18 protein-coding genes and 1 pseudogene are annotated in these 17,165 nt (G+C 72.8%); 13 read left to right on the forward strand and 6 right to left on the reverse strand.

The genetic code is table 11. The features are described 5' to 3' along the window. Positions 1-2: 2 nt before the first annotated feature. A complete protein-coding gene (locus tag PHK61_RS08520) occupies positions 3-668 on the forward strand; it encodes a TetR/AcrR family transcriptional regulator (protein ID WP_274280552.1) in 666 nt (221 codons plus the stop codon). Here PHK61_RS08520 and PHK61_RS08525 read toward each other — a convergent pair. Together PHK61_RS08525 and PHK61_RS08530 are read right to left on the reverse strand one after the other, a co-directional pair. Then, positions 665-1,751, reverse strand: a pseudogene (locus PHK61_RS08525) (LLM class F420-dependent oxidoreductase). The gene PHK61_RS08520 and the pseudogene PHK61_RS08525 overlap by 4 nt on opposite strands. A 5-nt stretch (positions 1,752-1,756) precedes the next feature. Continuing rightward, positions 1,757-2,899: an acyl-CoA dehydrogenase family protein gene (locus PHK61_RS08530; protein ID WP_274280553.1), complete on the reverse strand. Its 1,143-nt coding sequence runs from the start codon at positions 2,897-2,899 to the stop codon at positions 1,757-1,759. Positions 2,900-3,107: 208 nt separating this feature from the next. On the opposite strand from PHK61_RS08530, the gene PHK61_RS08535 reads away from it, so the two are divergent. From PHK61_RS08535 to PHK61_RS08560, 6 genes are all read left to right on the forward strand, one after another. Continuing rightward, the gene (locus PHK61_RS08535) at positions 3,108-4,646 is read left to right on the forward strand and encodes a long-chain-fatty-acid--CoA ligase (RefSeq protein ID WP_274280554.1); all 1,539 of its coding nucleotides are present in this window, start codon (positions 3,108-3,110) and stop codon (positions 4,644-4,646) included. Between the two features lie 255 nt (positions 4,647-4,901). Continuing rightward, a complete protein-coding gene (locus PHK61_RS08540; RefSeq protein ID WP_274280555.1) occupies positions 4,902-5,405 on the forward strand; it encodes a helix-turn-helix domain-containing protein in 504 nt (167 codons plus the stop codon). A 413-nt stretch (positions 5,406-5,818) separates the two neighbouring features. Further along, complete coding sequence (locus PHK61_RS08545) at positions 5,819-6,070, forward strand: hypothetical protein (protein WP_274280556.1); 252 nt, start codon at positions 5,819-5,821, stop codon at positions 6,068-6,070. A 127-nt stretch (positions 6,071-6,197) separates the two neighbouring features. Further along, entirely contained in the window at positions 6,198-6,497 is a 300-nt protein-coding gene (locus PHK61_RS08550; protein WP_274280557.1) for a hypothetical protein, read from the forward strand. Positions 6,498-6,692: 195 nt separating this feature from the next. Then, complete coding sequence (locus PHK61_RS08555; RefSeq protein WP_274280558.1) at positions 6,693-7,325, forward strand: helix-turn-helix domain-containing protein; 633 nt, start codon at positions 6,693-6,695, stop codon at positions 7,323-7,325. Between the two features lie 545 nt (positions 7,326-7,870). Further along, on the forward strand, positions 7,871-8,293 hold the full coding sequence (locus PHK61_RS08560; protein ID WP_274280559.1) for a hypothetical protein: 423 nt from the start codon (positions 7,871-7,873) through the stop codon (positions 8,291-8,293). A gap of 84 nt (positions 8,294-8,377) precedes the next feature. On the opposite strand, the gene PHK61_RS08565 is transcribed toward PHK61_RS08560, so the two are convergent. Then, on the reverse strand, positions 8,378-9,223 hold the full coding sequence (locus PHK61_RS08565) for an alpha/beta fold hydrolase (protein WP_274280560.1): 846 nt from the start codon (positions 9,221-9,223) through the stop codon (positions 8,378-8,380). 183 nt (positions 9,224-9,406) lie between these two features. Between PHK61_RS08565 and PHK61_RS08570 the strand changes: the two genes are divergently transcribed. Further along, a complete protein-coding gene (locus PHK61_RS08570; protein WP_274280561.1) occupies positions 9,407-9,571 on the forward strand; it encodes a hypothetical protein in 165 nt (54 codons plus the stop codon). On the opposite strand, the gene PHK61_RS08575 is transcribed toward PHK61_RS08570, so the two are convergent. Continuing rightward, positions 9,568-11,118, reverse strand: a complete 1,551-nt coding sequence (locus PHK61_RS08575; protein ID WP_274280562.1) for an acyl-CoA synthetase — start codon at positions 11,116-11,118, stop codon at positions 9,568-9,570. The two genes, PHK61_RS08570 and PHK61_RS08575, sit on opposite strands and share 4 nt — an antisense overlap. Positions 11,119-11,210: 92 nt before the next feature. On the opposite strand from PHK61_RS08575, the gene PHK61_RS08580 reads away from it, so the two are divergent. Continuing rightward, entirely contained in the window at positions 11,211-11,834 is a 624-nt protein-coding gene (locus PHK61_RS08580) for a TetR/AcrR family transcriptional regulator (protein ID WP_274280563.1), read from the forward strand. Positions 11,835-11,852: 18 nt separating this feature from the next. Here the strand turns inward: PHK61_RS08580 and PHK61_RS08585 are convergent, their stop codons facing one another. Beyond that, positions 11,853-12,362, reverse strand: coding sequence for a universal stress protein (locus PHK61_RS08585; protein WP_274280564.1), 510 nt, complete (start codon positions 12,360-12,362; stop codon positions 11,853-11,855). Positions 12,363-12,512: 150 nt separating this feature from the next. Here PHK61_RS08585 and PHK61_RS08590 point away from each other — a divergent pair, with 150 nt between their 5' ends. Continuing rightward, positions 12,513-13,370 carry a universal stress protein gene (locus PHK61_RS08590; RefSeq protein ID WP_274280565.1) on the forward strand — a complete coding sequence of 286 codons (858 nt, stop codon included), beginning with the start codon at positions 12,513-12,515 and terminating at the stop codon, positions 13,368-13,370. On the opposite strand, the gene PHK61_RS08595 is transcribed toward PHK61_RS08590, so the two are convergent. Next, positions 13,358-14,197, reverse strand: a complete 840-nt coding sequence (locus tag PHK61_RS08595; RefSeq protein ID WP_274280566.1) for a crotonase/enoyl-CoA hydratase family protein — start codon at positions 14,195-14,197, stop codon at positions 13,358-13,360. The two genes, PHK61_RS08590 and PHK61_RS08595, sit on opposite strands and share 13 nt — an antisense overlap. A 216-nt stretch (positions 14,198-14,413) precedes the next feature. Here PHK61_RS08595 and PHK61_RS08600 point away from each other — a divergent pair, with 216 nt between their 5' ends. The 3 genes from PHK61_RS08600 to PHK61_RS08610 are packed head-to-tail and all read left to right on the forward strand — an operon-like array spanning position 14,414 to position 17,155. Further along, complete coding sequence (locus PHK61_RS08600) at positions 14,414-14,608, forward strand: ferredoxin (protein ID WP_274280567.1); 195 nt, start codon at positions 14,414-14,416, stop codon at positions 14,606-14,608. A 4-nt stretch (positions 14,609-14,612) separates the two neighbouring features. Then, complete coding sequence (locus tag PHK61_RS08605; RefSeq protein ID WP_274280568.1) at positions 14,613-15,878, forward strand: NAD(P)/FAD-dependent oxidoreductase; 1,266 nt, start codon at positions 14,613-14,615, stop codon at positions 15,876-15,878. Then, positions 15,875-17,155, forward strand: coding sequence for a cytochrome P450 (locus PHK61_RS08610; RefSeq protein ID WP_274280569.1), 1,281 nt, complete (start codon positions 15,875-15,877; stop codon positions 17,153-17,155). Before PHK61_RS08605 ends, PHK61_RS08610 begins: the two co-directional genes overlap by 4 nt. The last annotated feature ends 10 nt before the right edge of the window (positions 17,156-17,165 follow it).

The following is a 17,165-nucleotide window of genomic DNA, read 5'->3' on the forward strand; positions in this document are numbered from 1 at the left end:
AGATGGTGAGCAGCCGCGCCGCGGCCGAGCCCGAGCGACGGTCCCGCGAGCAGCGGACGTCCGACAGTCGCACGCGCATCCTCGACGCGGCCGTGGCCTGTCTCGTGGAGTCGGGCTACGCCGGCACCACCACGCTGACCATCCAGAACCGCGCCGGGGTGTCCCGCGGGCGCCTGCTGCACCACTTCCCGTCGAAGGAGAACCTGCTCGTCGCCGCCGCGCAGCACCTGGCGACCAGCCGCTTCGCCGAGGACGGGCTCGCGCGCGCCGACCTGCCCGCCGCCGACGTCGACGCCGACGCGCGGCTCGACCGCGCGGTCGAGGTCATGTGGTGGACCTATCAGCAGGCCTACTTCTGGGCCTCGGTCGAGCTGTGGACCGCGGCGCGCACCGACCCGTCGCTGGCCGCGGCGCTCCTGCCCGCCGAGCGGCGCCTCGGGGCGGCCATCCGCCAGACCGTCGACGCGTTCTTCGAGGACTACGCCGAGCCGGCCCGCGCCGCGCTGCTGCGCGAGACCCTGCTGACGAGCATGCGCGGGGTGGCGCTGACCTACGGCTTCGACCCCCGCGACCCGCAGACCGACCCGCACCTCGAGCAGTGGAAGCAGCTCGCCAGGATGCTGCTGCTGCTGCCCGAGGGCGGGCCCGGTCCGGTCGAGGTCAGTTAGAGCAGCGACTTCAGCGTCTCGAGCGACGACTTCACGGTGTCGTGGTCGGGCTCGAGGGGCTGGATGTTGAGCTGCGTGACGCCCGCGGCGGCGAACTCGCGGACCTGCTCGGCGACCTCGTCCTCGCTGCCGATCAGCGACACCGCGTGCACGAGCTCCTCGGGCACCTTCTCCGCCGCCTCGTCCTTGCGACCGGACAGGTAGAGGTCCTGGATCTCGGCCGCCTCGTCGGCGAAGCCGTAGCGCGCGGCGAGGTCGTTGTAGAAGTTCTTGCCCTTCGCGCCCATCCCGCCCACGTAGAGGGCGAGCTGGGGACGCACGTGCTCGCGCAGCTTCCCGGCGCCCGGACCGACGGCGAACGGCACGTTGACCGAGGTCTGCAGCTCGCCCAGCGACGGGTCGCGGCGGGCCTTGCCGGCCTCCAGCGCGGAGCCCCACACCTCGTGCGCGCGGCCCGGGTGGAACCAGATCGGCTCCCACACCTCGGCGAGCTCGGCGGCCAGCTCGACGTTCTTCGGCCCGAGCGCGGCCAGCATGACCGGGATCCGCTCCCGCACCGGGTGGTTGATCAGCTTGAGGGGCTTGCCGAGCCCGGTGCCCTGCTCCGGGGGCAGCGGGACGGTGTAGTGCTTGCCGGAGTACTGCACCTTCTCGCGGCGCCACACCTGCCGGCAGATCTCGACGATCTCGCGCGTGCGCCCGACCGGGGCGTCGTACCTGATCCCGTGGAAGCCCTCGATGACCTGCGGCCCCGAGGCGCCCATGCCGAGCACGAAGCGTCCGTCGGACACGTAGTCGAGCCCCGCCGCGGTCATCGCCGTCAGCGACGGCGTGCGCGTGTAGATCTGGACGATCCCGGACTCGCTGGCTCGCCACCCGAGGGTCACGTTGCACTTCACCCCGACCTCGGGTGTGCACCCGCGAGGTGCGCGCCGCGATGTAGCCGAGCTGGCTGACCGCGTCGAAGCTGTACAGCTCCGCGACGCTCACCGCGTCGAGCCCGATCTCCTCGAGCTCGACGAGCTTCTCGACGGTCTCGCGGAACCCGCCGTGGGCGTAGGCGATGCCCATCCCGACCTTCATCGCGCTCATCCGAGCACCACCCGTCCGATGATCTCCTTCATGATCTCGGTGGTGCCGCCGTAGATCGTCTGGACGCGGGTGTCGAGGTACGCCTTGGCGACCGGGTACTCCTTCATGTAGCCGTAGCCGCCGTGCAGCTGGAGGCATCCGTCGATGACCTCCTTGGCCGACTCGCTGGCCCAGTACTTGGCCATCGAGGCGTCGGCCGGGCCGAGCTTGCCCTCGTTCAGCTCGGTGATGCAGCGGTCCACGAAGGTCCGGGTCACGGCGAGCTTGGTGGCCAGCTCGGCGGTGGTGAACCGCACCGTCTGGAGCTTCGCGAGCGGCTTGCCGAACGCGGTGCGCTCCTTGACGTAGGTGATCGTGTCGTCGAGCACCCGCTCCGCGCCCGCCGTGGCGCCGACGGCGATCGAGAGCCGCTCGCGGGGCAGGTTCTGCATCAGGTAGATGAAGCCCTTGCCCTCCTCGCCGAGCAGGTTCGACGCGGGCACGCGGACGTCGGTGAAGGACAGCTCGGCGGTGTCCTGGGCGGACATGCCGATCTTCTCGAGGTTGCGGCCGCGCTCGAAGCCGGGGGTGTCGCGCTCGACGACGATGAGGCTGAAGCCGTGCGCGCCGGCGTCGGGGTCGGTCTTGCAGACGACGATCACGAGGTCGGACATGATGCCGTTCGTGATGAACGTCTTCTGACCGTTGATCACCCACTCGTCGCCGTCGCGGACGGCGCGGGTCTGGATGCCCTGCAGATCGGAGCCGGTGCCCGGCTCGGTCATCGCGATCGCCGTGATCATCTCGCCGGTGCAGAAGCGCGGCAGCCAGCGCTGCTTCTGCTCGTCGGTGGTCAGCTCCGTGAGGTACGGCGCGATGACGTCGTTGTGCAGCGTGAAGCCCAACCCGCTCGTGCCGGCCCGGGCGACCTCCTCGGTGACGACCCACTGGAAGCGCAGGTCGGGCGAGCCGCCGCCGCCGTACTGCTCGGGGACGTCCATGCCCAGCAGGCCTGTCTTCCCGGCGGCGTGCCAGATCTCGCGGCTGACGTGGCCCTGCTTCTCCCACTCCGGGTGGTGCGGGACGGCCTCCTTCTCCAGGAAGTCCCGGACCATCTGCCGGAAGTCGTTGTGCTCGTCGGAGAAGATCGTGCGCTCCACCGGGTGGCCTCCACTGTGGGTGGTTCGGACGCCGTCGCGGTCCCGAGGCGTCCCGGGAACCGTGCCGGTCCGGCTCAGCGTGACCGCACCGGCGGGTAACAGTCAAGCCTGACTCTTCCGCCGTTCCGTATGAGCAGTTACGGTCGCGCCTGCCCTGTGGTCGGCGTCACCACGGCCCCGTTTCGTCCCGTTCCGTGTGGAGGTCCCCGTGCCGTTCCGCCTGACCGACGTCGTGCGCCAGCACGCGAGCACCACCGACCTGGTGGCGATGACGTTCGACGGCCAGGACACCACCTACGCCGAGATGGACCGCCGCGCCGGCCTCGCCGCCCGCGCGATGGCCGCCGACGGGGTCGGCGCGGGCCACCGGGTGGTGTGGCTCGGCAAGAACCGCCCCGAGTTCTTCGACCTGCTCTTCGGCGCCCCGCGCGTGCGGGCGGGCACCGCGCCGCTGAACAACCGGCTCACCCACGACGAGCTGATCGCGATCATCGAGGACTCGGCCGCGCCGTTGGTGGTGCTCGGGCCGGACTTCGCCGACCTCCGCGGCCGGGTCGAGGCGCTGGACGCCGTGCGCCGCGTGCTCGTGGTGGGGGAGGACTACGACGGCTGGCTGACCGCGTCGGACGAGGTGCTCGACCCGCCGGAGGACGCGCAGGACGACGACTGCGTGCTGCAGCTCTACACCTCGGGCACCACCGGGCTGCCCAAGGGCGTCGTGCTCACCCACACCCAGTTCGCCGCGTTGCTCTCGGTCGGCGACCACTGGGGCTTCGACACCGAGTCGGTCGGCCTCGTCGCCATGCCGCTGTTCCACATCGGCGGCTCGGGGTTCGCGCTGGTCTGCCTGTCGTTCGGGGCGCGCTGCGTCCTGATCGCCGACATCGTCCCCGACCAGCTGCTCGCGACGATGGCCGACGAGGGCGTCACCAACGCCTTCCTCGTGCCGGCGGTGCTGCAGTTCCTCACCGGCGTGCCGGGTGCCGCCGACAAGGACTGGTCGAAGCTGCGCGCGATCGCCTACGGCGCCTCGCCGATCACGAGCACCGTGCTTAACCGCGTGCTCACGACGTTCCGCGCCCCGTTGTTCCAGGTCTACGGCTCGACCGAGACCACGGGCGCGATCAGCCAGCTCGACCCCGAGGACCACGACCCGGACGGCCCCCGCGCGCACCTCATGCGCTCGGCGGGCAAGGCCTACCCGTGGGTGGAGCTCAAGGCCGTCGACCCGGCGACCGGCGAGGACGTCCCCCCGAACACGGTCGGCGAGATCTGGGTCCGCTCCTCCCAGGTGACACCGGGCTACTGGGCGCGTCCCGAGGAGACCGCGACGGCGCTCTCCGACGGCTGGTTCCACACCGGCGACGCGGGTTACCTCGACGAGGAGGGCTATCTCTTCCTCACCGACCGGATCAAGGACATGATCGTCACCGGGGCCGAGAACGTGTACCCCATCGAGGTCGAGAACGTCCTGTCCGGCCACCCGGACATCGCCGACGTCGCCGTCATCGGCGTGCCGGACGAGCGGTGGGGCGAGGCGGTGAAGGCGGTGGTCGTCGCGAACGAGGGCAGCGAGATCGACACCGACGCGCTGCTCGAGTGGTGCAAGGAGCGGATCGCGGGCTTCAAGCGCCCGCGGTCGGTCGACGTCATCGACGCCCTCCCGCGCAACCCCTCCGGGAAGATCCTCAAGAAGGACCTCCGCAAGCCCTACTGGGAGAACGCCGAAGGCCGGCACATCGGCTGAGACTGGCGCTGACCGGCGCGGACGCTCCGCGGAACAGTCCGGAACGGAACGCCGCGCAGTCGTACGGGCGCGCCGGCAGCCGCACGAGCGGCCGGGCAGGGCCGAGCCCGCGCCGTCGGGGGAGAGATCCCGACGGTGCCGAGACAGGCCGTGCATCGACCTGCGGTGATGTGCGAAGGTCACGGACGCGGTCAACCGGATGGCCTGAGTCCCGGTGGTGCCTGTTCGAGCACCGGTCAACCCGAGGAGACCGCGATGCCTGTTCCTCGCGATCCGGTCGACCTCGCGACGGGCGTGCTCGTGGAGCGCCACCACCAGGAGGTCGAGCAGGCCTCGAGGATGTTGGCCGAGCTGGCCGGAGCCGCCGGTCGTGACGTCCACGACTACGCCGCGTGGCTCGTGGTGGACTCTGAGCACCTGGCGGGACCGGGCGAGCCGGCGGTCGTCCGCCGAGCCGTCGAGTTCATCCACAGCAGCGCGCATCGCGACGTCGGGCTCGAGGACATCGCGAACGTGGCAGGGCTCGGACCCCGGGGGCTGCAAGCTGCCTTCCGCAAGCACCGCGGTCAGACGCCCCTGGGCTACCTGCGTGCGGTCCGGCTGGAGAACGCGCACCACGAGCTCGTGGCTGCCGACCCGACCCAGGGGCACACGGTCGCCGTCATCGCGGCGCGATGGTGGTTCAGTAACCCGGGCCGCTTCGCCGTGGAGTACCGCAAGGTCTTCGGCTGCTCCCCGAGCGCGACGCTCCGTCGCTGATCACCCCGGGCGCCACGCAGGTGGATCACCCGGTGCCGCCGCCGTCGTCCACGGCCAGCCCACCTCGAGCTGATCCGCCATCCTCCCGCCCGTTCTCGACATCCCGACATCCGTGATCGAGCGGGCGCACGAAGACGACGACTCTCCCGGCGACGCCGCGTGCGAGCGGGTGCACGAGATACAGCTCCACCAGGAGCTTGGACCGCCCACGCCCGCACCGAAGCCACCCTGCGGCGACGACTGACCTGATCGACCTCGCCGGACTCGCGCGTGACGCGCGCCGGTCCGGGTACTCCCGGCTGCACCAGTTCCGCCGCGGCCCCCGAGGCTCCGGTCCCCGATCAGGCTCGCGGGCAGCCGCTCGACGGCCGCGAAGAGGACTCCCCCTGACCAGCTCCCTCGACAGCGAGCTGTTGCGCGTCCTGGCCCACGCCGTGCTCAGCAACCTCACCCCGCTGGTCAGCGAGGGGCTCGACGCCGACGCCGTCGAGCAGGCCACCGCCCACGCGCTCGCCCTCACATCCGAGATCATCAGCCTCGACGACCAGCCCGAACGCCAACGTCTGCACGGCCGCGGACTCTGGGAGCTCCTCGACGTCCTGAGCGGACCGGTCTCGTCCGAGCTGCTCAACCGGCTCGACGACGCCCTCGGCGAGACACCGTGACGCGAGTCCCTCACACCGCCGCGTCGGCCGACGCCACCCGCCGACCGCCCCCGCCGGGCCGCTCCTGACCGAGTGGCCCCGGTGACGGCCCCGCCGGCTACCCACCGACGCCGCCGATCACTTGCGGATGACCCCGGCGAGGAACACGCTGGCCTGCAGCCAACCCGAGCGGGGGCCGCCGGTGGACACCCACACGCCGCGGACGATCATCCTGGCCGGTCAGATCGACGCACCCGAGATGACCAGCCTCGCCAACTACTGCGAGCACCTCCAGCGCGGCGGCCAGCTCGAGCTGCGCCTCGACATGACCGGTGTGACCGACTGCCATCGCGCCGGCCTCGATGGGCTCCTGGCGCTGGCCGCCAGCCCCGGCACCATGGTCGTCAGCGTCGACGGAGCACGGTGGGGCACTTCATCCACCTGCTGAGCGCCGCACCCATCAGCGAGATCCAAGGCCTGTGCGACGCGGTCCGCACCCTCCTCCCGTGCCCCACACCGGCCGGCACCTGACGCGCGGGCACGACGACGCCTGCGTCGAGAGGCCATCGGGTGCGCCGGGAGCACGGGCCGTGGCAAGGTCAGCGTCGCGGTGACCGCGCCCCGTGGTCCCCGGGAGGTGTCCATGCGGGACCACGACCTCGTCGACGTCGCCACGGGTGTGCTCGTGGAGCGCTACCGGCTCGACGTCGAACAAGCCTCCGTGATGTTGGCGGCGATGGCCGCCGGCGACGGGCGCGCCGTCGGTGAGTACGCCGTCACGTTGCTCGAGCCGCGGGACCCCGCCGTCACCGGCACCGACGGGGACGAACCGGCGAGTGTGCGACGCGCGGTCGAGTTCATCGACGCCAACGCCCACCGTGTCGTCAGTACCGGCGAGATCGCACGGGCGGCGCACATCGGACCCCGTGGGCTGCAGGCCTCGTTCAAACGGCATCGCGGTCAGACGCCCTTCGAGTACCTGCGCGAGGTCCGGTTCGGGGGCGCCCACCGCGACCTCGTGGCCGGCGACCCGGGTCGGGGCAGCACCGTCGGCGAGATCGCTGCGCGATGGCAGTTCACCAACGCCGGGCGGTTCTCCGTCGAGTACCGGCAGCGGCACGGTTGCTCGCCCAGCTCCACCCTGCGGCGTGCTCCCCAGGACGACGGCGCCATGCCGCGGACGGCGACAGAGGTGCGCGCCCGGGCGCGCCTCGCGCGACAGCAGGCCAAGCTGAGGCCGCGGAGAAGGCCTTCGAGGCCCAGCTCAGGGCGTTGATCATCCAGGTCCGAGCCGAGGGGGTCGCGCCGTCCCCGGTCCTGGAGGCCGTGTTGCTGCTGACCCGGCACACGGAGCCCCATGCCGACAGGTGACGCTCGGCTCTCGGGGGACACCTCCCGACACTGCGGGCAGCAGCGTGACCCGGCATGAGGACCGTGCGCCCGTCGCCGAGGCTGCGTCGCGAGCAGCGGCCGTGACGGTTAACCACCTCCGCCGAGCCCGAACCGTCCGGCCGGCGGATTCCTCGTCCTGAACCGATCCAAGTGCGCGAGCCCTGTTTTCCCTGCTCAGCGCTGGGGCACGCTGGTCGCAACAGGCCACGTCGGGCTTCGGGGGCTCGACGGTGGGCCGTTCGGAGGTCGGCCCCGCCCCTGGCGCTGGGGAGCAGCCAGGAGCGGGGCCGGCCCACTCTCCCGCTCATCCGCGAGGGTCGAGTTGTCGAGCCGAGGCGGGGCGCGTGCTCGCGGGCCTGATCGGCGCAGCGCACTTGATCGTGTGCGACCGATGGCGTCGCCCATCGGGCGCGCGGGTACAGCCCTTCCGTGACGGTTGGGAACACAGGCGTCGCGCTGGCCCGGCAGGCGATGGAAGCCCTACAGCGTCTCGACGCCGAAGGGCGAACACTGCGGCCGGACGGCGTCGACCACTTCACCTGGTCCGCGGACGTGATGGACGAGCTCGCACGGTTGGCCGAGCTCCTCGGCCGCACGATCGAGCGCGTCTCCGGCGAGGAGGCCTTCGGCGCCGAGTCGCACGCCCAGGCACTGGCGACCGCGATCGTGGCGCACCGCAACTCGCTGCTGCGCCACGGGCGGGGGGAGCGCCCTTTTCCCGATGGCGGTGACCCGCAGCTCCCCCGGGCCATCGTCGAAGGAATTCACGGGGGTATCACACCTCTGGCGGTTGTGGGAGATAAGGCGCGTTATGGCGTGAATCGCAACGCGGGCACCACAACTCGCCCGTAACATGACTTGTGTCGGCCGCGCCCCCCTCGGCCGACCATGGTTCCGGGAGCGCATCCCCCCGCGCTCCCGGAACCCCCAAACTTCCTATGCGGCCGTCGTGGCCAGCTGCTCCAGCACGAGGTCGGCGAGCCGGTCCGGCGTCTCGTCGGGGATCCAGTGGCTCACCCCGCTCAGCACCTCCAGGCGGTAGGGCCCCGTCACCCAGCGCGGCGTGCCGTCCACGGCCGTGCGGGAGATGGCGACGTCACCGTCGCTCCACACCAGCAGCGTCGGCACGCCGACGCTCAGCTGCAGGCCCTTGTGCTCCCAGAACGGGATCGCCCGGTACCAGTTGATCGCCCCGGTGAGGGCGGGCCGCAGCCCGCCCTTCGCCGCCAGGGCCGCCTCGTCCCGATGCGCCCGCTCGCGGCTCTGCCCGGCGCGGCGCGCGGCGGCGGCGAGCCCGCCGGGACGGCCGAGGAGCCGCTCGGCGGCCCCCGGGAGCTGGAAGAAGTACATGTACCAGGACAGCGCGACCTGCCGGCTCGTCGCCATCGCCCTGACGAACGCGGCCGGGTGCGGCACGGAGACCGCGGTCAGCATGCGGACCCGCTCGGGGTGCAGCGCGGCGAGGGCCCACGCCACCACCGCGCCCCAGTCGTGGCCGACCAGGTGCACGGTGTCGGCGCCCGCGACGTCCGCGAGGGCGACGACGTCGTCGACGAGCTCCTCGACGCGGTACGCGCGCCGTCCCTGGGGCCGCGCGCCGGGGGAGTAGCCGCGCTGGTCGGGGGCGAGCACCCGATACCCCGCGTCGGCGAGGCGGCGGGCGACGGGCTCCCAGCTCGCGGCGGTCTGGGGGAAGCCGTGCAGGAGCAGCACGGGCTCGCCGTCTGCGTCGCCGTACTCGGTGACGTCGAAGCGCAGCGCGCCACGGGTGTAGGAGTCCACGGCCCGATCGTGCCGCGCCCGCGCCCGATCCGTCGATCTTGTGTGCGCATCGTTCACTTCGCCGGAGCGCGACACTCCGTCGAAGTGGCCACCCTGCGAGGGAGCGTCGCGTTACGGTCGGTGCACACCGCGCCCACCCCCGGACGCGGGGCGGGGGCCGGGACGAGGGAGCGGCGCGAGCGCATGTCCAAAGGGTTGAGGCGGTTCCTGATCCTGGTCGTGGTGGCCGTCCTGCTGTTCTTCGTGATCTCGCAGCCGGAGGGCGCCGCCGACGTCGTCCGGTCGATCCTCGCGATCATCGGGGACGCGCTGTCCTCGATCGCCACGTTCTTCCGCTCCCTCTTCTAGGGCGCCGCGAACTCCCCGGCCGCGTAGCGCTCGCGGAGCCGGTGCTTGACGAGCTTGCCGGTGGGCGTGCGGGGCATGTCGTCGGTGAACACCAGCCGCCGGGGTGTCTTGTACCGCGCGATGCGCCCGCGCACGTGCTCGAGCAGCTCCTCGGCCAGCGCGTCGGAGGGCTCGTGGCCCGGCGCGGGTGCGACGACGGCGAACACCGACTCGCCCATCTCGTCGTCGGGCACGCCGATCACGGCGACGTCGTACACCGCGTCGTGCAGGGTGAGGACGTCCTCGATCTCCTGCGGGTAGATGTTCACCCCGCCTGAGATGATCATGAAGCTCTTGCGGTCGGTGAGGTAGAGGAAGCCGCCGGCGTCGACGTAGCCGAGGTCGCCGGTGGTCGTCCACGTCTCGTGGTCGGGGTGCTGGCTGCCCCGGGTCTTCTCGGGGTCGTTGTGGTACCGGAACGGCACGGTGTCGCGCTCGAAGTAGACGGTGCCGACCTCGCCCGCGGCCAGCTCGCGCCCCTCGTCGTCGCAGATGTGGATCGTTCCCAGCCCCGCGCGGCCCACCGAGCCGGGGCGCTCGAGCCACTGGGCGGAGTCGATGAACGTGATCCCGTTGGCCTCGCTCGAGCTGTAGTACTCGTGGAGCACCGGACCCCACCACTCGATCATCGCCCGCTTGACCTCGACCGGGCACGGCGCGGCGGCGTGGATCGCGACGCGCAGGCTGGAGACGTCGTAGCGCTCCCGCGTCTGCGCGGGGAGCTTGAGCATGCGCACGAACATCGTCGGCACCCACTGGCTGTGGGTCACGCGGTAGCGCTCGATCGCGGCCAGGGCCTGCTCGGGGTCGAACCGGTGCATCATCACGACCGTGCCGCCGGTCGACTGGATCGTGGCGCCGAAGCGCAGCGGCGCGGCGTGGTACGCCGGCGCCGGCGAGAGGTAGACGGTGTCCTCGCCGAAGCCGTACATCGGCTTGAACACGGCGATGTAGAGGTCGCCCGGCTCGTCGATCTGACGGTTGGGCAGGTTCGGTTTGATGCCCTTGGGGCGCCCCGTGGTGCCGGAGCTGTAGAGCATGTCGCCGCCGCGGGGCTGGTCGGCCATCGGCTCGGCGCTCTGCGCACCGACCACCTCATCGTAGTCCCGGTGGCCGGCGACCGGGCCCCCGAACGCGAGGCGCAGCGTGACGTCGGGGGTCGCATCGACGATCGCCGTGGCCAGCTCGTCCGTGGCGGCCGAGACGACCAGGGCGCGCGCGCCGCAGTCGGCGACGATGTAGGCGGCCTCGTCGGGGGAGAGGTGGTGGTTGACCGCGGTGACCAGCAGGCCGGCGCGCTGCGCGGCCCAGTAGACCTCGAAGACCCGCGGGTGGTTGTCCGAGAGCAGGGCGACGACGTCACCGCGGCGCAGGCCGTGCTCGTGCAGCGTGCGCGCCAGGCGCACCGAGCCGTCCTCGAGCTGGCGGTAGGTCAGGCCCTCACCGGTCTCGGCCATGATCACCGCGGGGCGGTCGGGATGGGTGGCGGCGAACGTCCCGGGATACATCGTCGTCTCCTCGGAGATCGCGTCGGATCGGCCGCCGTAGAGTAGATTATGTTGTGTTCGGGGGGAACCGACCGCCGCGGGAGGACGACCCGATGCCGACGGCGACCCGGCAGGCCTACTTCGACCAGGCGCTGCGCGTGCTCGCGCGCGAGGGCCGCAACGGCCTGCGCATCGGCAAGCTCTGCGCGGCGGTGGGCGTCACCAGCGGCTCCTTCTACCACCACTTCGGCAGCTGGGAGGGCTTCGTCGCCGCGCTGCTCGAGCACTGGGAGCGTGAGGAGGTCGGCCGGATCGTCGAGCTGGTCCACGCCAGCGACGACCCCGTGGAGCGCGTGACGCTGATGAAGCACCTGGCGCTGACGATCCCGCACGAGGCCGAGACCGCGATCCGCGCCTGGGCTACGGTCGACCCGACGGTCGAGGCGGCCCAGCGCGCGGTCGACCGGGGCCGCGTGCAGGCCCTCGCCGACGTGCTCGCCCCCGTCGTCGGCGACGCCCGGGCCCGCGCCCGCCTCGCCGCGCTCGGGATCGCGGTGCTCGCCGGGCACCAGCAGATCGCGGGCGTCGTCGACGTCGAGCTCTCGGCGCTGCTCGACGAGTTCGAGGCGGCGGTGCGCAACCACGCCGACGCCGGCTGGGAGTCCCCGGAGCGGGTGGCGGACCCGTGGCGGACCGGCGCGCCGACCCGCGGGCTCCCGGCGCACGAGGATCGGTGACCGCTGGCCTCCGACGCCCTACCCCGGCTGACCGCCGCTCGGACCCGGCGTCCTGCCGGTGCGCTCCGCCAGGCCACGCGGGATCACCAGGACGGGGCACGCGGCTTCGCGGACACAGCGGCTGCTCACCGAGCCCAGGAGCGCAGAGGTCGTGCGGCCGCGCCCACGGGACCCCACCACGAGCACGTCGGCGTCGGTGGCGGCGTGGAGGACGAGGCCGGCGGCGTCGGGCCCCTGGTCGACGTGGACCTCGACGTCGGGGACCTCGTCGCCGATCAGCGCGGCGATGCTCTCTTTCAGGCGCTGACGGGCGACGACCTCCATCTCGGCCAGCGAGGGCGTCCCCGACTCCCGCGCGGCAACCGTGGTGTCCCAGACGTCCCGGATCTTCCAGGCCCAGACCACGCGCAGCGTGCTGTTCGTCAGCCGGGTGAGCGAGGCCGCCCAGCGGACGGCCTCGGCGGCGTCCTCCGAGCCGTCGAAACCGACCACGACCCGGACGATGCCCTGGGCGCGAACGCCGTCCATCGCGCGACTCGACGGTTGCCCGCCGTCGTCGGGGTCGGCAGACCTCGGTGCTCCGTCCACGAGCACGCCCCTCTCGCGATCGTCGGGAACCGGTGTCGCATTCGTCCGATCCCGTCGCCGCCCGGGTGCGGGTGACGGCATACTCGCGGTGTGACGGAGGGACGAAGCGGACAGGCAGCGGGTGCGGTCATCCTCGTCGGCTTCGACGGCTCGCGGGAAGCGTCCGGGGCGATCGCCGTTGGTGCGCGGGTGCTGCCCGAGGTGGCGGCCCGCGTGGTCACGGTGTGGGCGCCGCCCGGTACGGACCCGGTGCTGCGACGCCGGATCACGCGTCGGGCCCGCACCCTCGACGAGCTCGGCACATGGATCGAGCACGAGTGTGCCGCCGCCGCCGAGGACGTCGCCGCCGACGGGGCGGCGTTGGCGCGGGCCGCCGGGTGGCGCGCCGAGCCGCTCGCCCACCGCGGACACGGCGATCCGGGGGCCGTGCTCGCGCGCCTGGCCGGGGAGCTGCCCGCGGCGGCTGTCGTGGTCGGCTCGCGGGGGCTGGGCGGCGCGGCCGCGCTCTTGGGCAGCGTCTCCGATCTCGCGGTGCACCACAGCCCGGTGCCCGTGCTCGTCGTGCCCCCGCTGCTCCACGCCGAGCGCGCGGCCGCGGCGACCGGTCCGGTCCTCGTCGGGCACGACGGTTCCGCGGGCGCCGAGCACGCCCGGGTCACGGCGGGCGCGCTGCTACCCGGGCGCGCACAGGTCGTGGTCCACGTCGGGGCGGGCTCGGGGGTCGCGGAGGCCGGGCCTCCGGACGCCGTCGCCGTGACCGGGCACGGGCGGGGTGCCCGCGCGATCGCCGCGGCCCTGGACGCGGAGGCGGTGGCGCGCGACGCCGGGGTCGTCGTGGTCGGGACGCGCGGGCGGACGGCACTGCGCGAGGTCGTGCTCGGGAGCGCGGCGATGGCGGTGCTCCACCACGTGCACCGTCCCGTCCTGGTCGTGCCTCAGTCGGCGTAGTCCGGGGCGCGGCCCTGGGTGAACGCGGTGACGGCCTCGGTGAGGTCGTCGGAGATCAGCGCCGAGGCGTTCCACGTGGCGATCTGGTCGAGGCCGTCGGCGATCGTGTGGTCGCGGGCGTAGGTGATGGCATGCTTGGTGCCGCGCAGGGCCAGTGGCGACTTGGCGGCGAGCCCGCGCGCGACCTCCGTGACGTGGGCGAGGAGGACCTCGGGGTCCTCGGTGTCGACGCACGCGTTGACCAGGCCCATGGCCTCGGCCTCGCCGCCGCGCACGTCGCGGCAGGTGTAGGCCATCTCGCGCACCCGGCCCTCGCCGACGAGGCGCGGCAGGCGCTGGAGCACGCCGACGTCGGCGGCGAGGCCCATGTCGACCTCCTTGAGCGAGAACCTCGTGCGCGGGGTCGCGTAGCGCAGGTCGCACACCACGGCGAGGTCGAGCCCGGCGCCGACGCACGCGCCCTGGATCGCCGCGAGCACGGGCACGCGGCAGCGCTCGACGGTGGTCAGCACGTCCTGCAGGTCGAGGATCAGGCGGCGCAGCGCCTCGCGCGCCCGGCCCGGGTCGGCGCCGGCCGGCGCCATGCCCTGGATCTCGGCGAGCATCGAGAGGTCGATGCCGGCGCAGAAGTGCCTGCCCGCGCCGGTGAGCACCACCGCGCGCACCCCGGGCTCCTCGTCGAGCGCGCGGAAGGTCGTGCGCAGCTCGTGCCACAGCGTCCGGTCCAGGGCGTTCGCCGCCTGCGGGCGCTCGAGGCGCACCGTCGCGACGCCGCCGTCGCGGGTGACCGAGAGTGCCGTCGTCGCGTCCACGTCCAGCGTGCTCACGTGCCGTGCTCCCTTCGCCGTCCACCCGGAGTTCGCCGAGCACGTTCTCATGCCCGGAACGCCGGGGCGCGCCACGAGGTTGAGCGGCGGGGCGTGACCGTGGGTGGTGGGATGGTGACACAGGTCTCGCATCCGTAGCACAACGTACGTTATGGTCGCCGGCGCGGCCCCGGGCGAGAGCTGCCACGGAGGACACCACCCGCGAGGAGGCACCTGATGAAGATCAACGTGGACTGGGACCGGTGCACGGGGATGGGCATGTGCGAGTCGCTCGCCCCCGACGTGTTCGAGGTCGACGACGACGGCTCGCTGATCGTGCACGCCGAGGAGGTCCCGGAGGGGATGGAGAGCGACGTCCGCGAGGCCGTCGCCGCCTGCCCGACCGAGGCCCTGTCGCTCGAGGGCGAGTGAGCGCGTGACGCACCTAGTGGTGGTCGGGGCGTCGCTGGCCGGGCTGCGGGCCGTGGAGGCCGTCCGGCGCGACGGGTTCGACGGGGACGTGACGCTGGTCGGGGCCGAGGAGCACCTGCCCTACGACCGGCCCCCGCTGTCGAAGGAGTACCTCTCCGCCGACGAGATCGCCGACCCGCGCTACCGCGAGGAGGAGACCTTCGCCGGCGACCTCGACGTCGAGCTGGTGCTCGGCACCCCGGCCACCGCCCTGGACAGCGCGGCCCGCACGGTCGCCGTCGGGGAGCGCACGCTGTCCTACGACGGGCTGGTCATCGCCACCGGCGCGCACGCCCGGGTGCTGCCGGGCACCGAGGACATCGCCGGGGTGCACACGGTGCGCACCCTCGACGACGCGATCGCCCTGCGCGCCGCGCTGCGCGCCGAGCACGCGCGGCGGCTGACCGTGGTCGGGGCCGGGTTCATCGGCTCGGAGGTAGCCGCGGTCGGGCGCAAGCTGGGCCTGGAGGTGACGATCCTCGAGGCGCTGGAGACCCCGCTGGCCCGGGCGGTGGGGGAGCGGATGGGCCGCGCGCTGACCCACCTGCACCGCCGGCACGGCACCGAGGTGCGCACCGGGGTCGCCGTGGAGGAGGTGCTGGCGGAGAACGGGCACGTGCGCGGCGTGCGCCTGGGCGACGGCACCGAGATGGCGACCGACGTCCTGGTCGTGGGGATCGGGGCCCGGCCGGCCACCGAGTGGCTGGAGGGCTCGGGGCTGACGATCGACGACGGGGTCGTGGCCGACGAGACCCTCGCCGCGGCGCCCGGGGTGTACGTGGCGGGGGACGTGGCGCGGTGGCCGAACGCGCTGTTCACCGACGTCGCCGAGGGGACCATGCGCCTCGAGCACTGGACCTCGGCGGCCGACCAGGGCGGGCGCGCGGCGCGCCACGCCGTCGACCCCGCGGCCGCGACGCCCTACGAGACCGTCCCCTACTTCTGGTCGGACTGGTACGACGGCCGCGTCCAGTTCGTCGGGATCGCCGCGGGCGAGGACATCGAGGTCGTGGCCGGCGACGACGCGCAGGGCGGCCCGTTCACCGCGATCTACCGCGCCGGCGACCGGATCGTGGGCGCGCTGGCGGTGGACATGCCCGCCGAGGTCATGAAGTACCGCCGGCTCATCGGCGGGCGCAAGACGTGGGACGACGCGCTGGAGCTCGCCGAGCAGCGACGCCGGCAGCGCGAGGAGAAGGCCCGACAGCGAGCCGAGGGAGCCTGCACGTGACCACCACGGCGGACGAGCCCGACATCGACCCGCTCGACCTGTCCTCCCTGGACTTCTGGGGCCGGCCGATGACCGAGCGGGACGCGACGTTCGCCGAGCTGCGCCGGGAGCGGCCGATCTCGTGGCACCGCCCGCCGGAGGGCATGCTCATGCCCAGCGCGGACGACCCGGGGTTCTGGGCCGTGGTGCGCCACGAGGACATCGGCTACGTCAGCAAGAACGCGAAGCTCTTCTGCTCGGGGCAGGGCGTGCAGTTCCAGGACGCGCCGCCGGAGATCCTCGAGGCGACCCAGTCGTTCCTCGCGATGGACGCGCCCCGGCACACGAAGCTGCGCAAGATCGTCAGCGCGGCGTTCACGCCGAAGCAGGTCGCCCGCGTCGAGGACCGCATCGCGCAGCGCGCCCGCACGATCGTCGACCAGCTGCTCGACCGGCTCTCCGACGGCGCCGACGGCGACTTCGTGCAGCTCGTGGCCAAGCAGCTGCCGAGGGGCACGATCTACGACCTCATGGGCGCGCCCGAGGAGCACCAGGACTCGCTCGCCGAGGCCGCCGACCTGCTGGTCGCGACCAACGACCCCGACGTGCTGGAGAACCTCGGCCTCGAGGACCCGATCGCGGCCGCCGGGCAGGCGCTGATGAACCTCCTGGGCCCGGCGATGGAGCTGGTCGAGGCCCGCCGCAAGGACCCCCGCGACGACCTCATGACCAACCTCGTGTCGGCCGAGGTCGACGGCGAGAGCCTCACCGACCAGGAGATCGGCGCGTTCTTCGTGCTCCTGTCGGTGGCCGGCAATGACACCACCCGCAACACCATCGCCCACTCGGTGCTTCGGCTCCAGGAGAACCCCGACCAGCGGGCGTGGCTCCTCGAGGACCTCGACGGCCGGATGCATCCCGCCGTCGAGGAGTTCGTGCGGCACGCGTCGCCGGTGCTGACGTTCCGCCGCACGGCGGTCGAGGACACCGAGCTGCGCGGGCACCGGATCGCCGCGGGCGACAAGGTCGTCATGTTCTACGAGTCGGGCAACCGGGACGACGAGGTCTTCACCGACCCGCAGCGTTTCGACCTGTCCCGTGACCCGAACCCGCACGTCGGCTTCGGGGGTGGCGGACCGCACTTCTGCATGGGCAACATGCTCGCGCGCACCCAGTTGCGGCAGATCTTCGCGCAGCTCCTGACGCGGGCCCCGGGCCTGACGGTGGGACGACCGGAGATGCTGCGCAGCAACTTCGTGCACGCGGTCAAGACCATGCCCTGCTCGCTCGGGGGCTGAGCACGTCCCC

The organism is Actinomycetospora lutea (assembly GCF_028737205.1).
Taxonomy (GTDB): Bacteria; Actinomycetota; Actinomycetes; order Mycobacteriales; family Pseudonocardiaceae; genus Actinomycetospora; species Actinomycetospora lutea.

What these genes read in the sequence shown, in the direction of transcription:
- PHK61_RS08520 (WP_274280552.1), top strand. Translation starts at nt 3, where the DNA reads ATGGTGAGCAGCCGCGCCGCGGCCGAGCCCGAGCGACGGTCCCGCGAG.
- PHK61_RS08540 (WP_274280555.1), top strand. Translation starts at nt 4,902, where the DNA reads ATGCCTGTTCCTCGCGATCCGGTCGACCTCGCGACGGGCGTGCTCGTG.
- PHK61_RS08550 (WP_274280557.1), top strand. Translation starts at nt 6,198, where the DNA reads ATGACCCCGGCGAGGAACACGCTGGCCTGCAGCCAACCCGAGCGGGGG.
- PHK61_RS08555 (WP_274280558.1), top strand. Translation starts at nt 6,693, where the DNA reads ATGCGGGACCACGACCTCGTCGACGTCGCCACGGGTGTGCTCGTGGAG.
- PHK61_RS08570 (WP_274280561.1), top strand. Translation starts at nt 9,407, where the DNA reads ATGTCCAAAGGGTTGAGGCGGTTCCTGATCCTGGTCGTGGTGGCCGTC.
- PHK61_RS08575 (WP_274280562.1), bottom strand. Translation starts at nt 11,118, where the DNA reads ATGTATCCCGGGACGTTCGCCGCCACCCATCCCGACCGCCCCGCGGTG.
- PHK61_RS08580 (WP_274280563.1), top strand. Translation starts at nt 11,211, where the DNA reads ATGCCGACGGCGACCCGGCAGGCCTACTTCGACCAGGCGCTGCGCGTG.
- PHK61_RS08585 (WP_274280564.1), bottom strand. Translation starts at nt 12,362, where the DNA reads ATGGACGGCGTTCGCGCCCAGGGCATCGTCCGGGTCGTGGTCGGTTTC.
- PHK61_RS08600 (WP_274280567.1), top strand. Translation starts at nt 14,414, where the DNA reads ATGAAGATCAACGTGGACTGGGACCGGTGCACGGGGATGGGCATGTGC.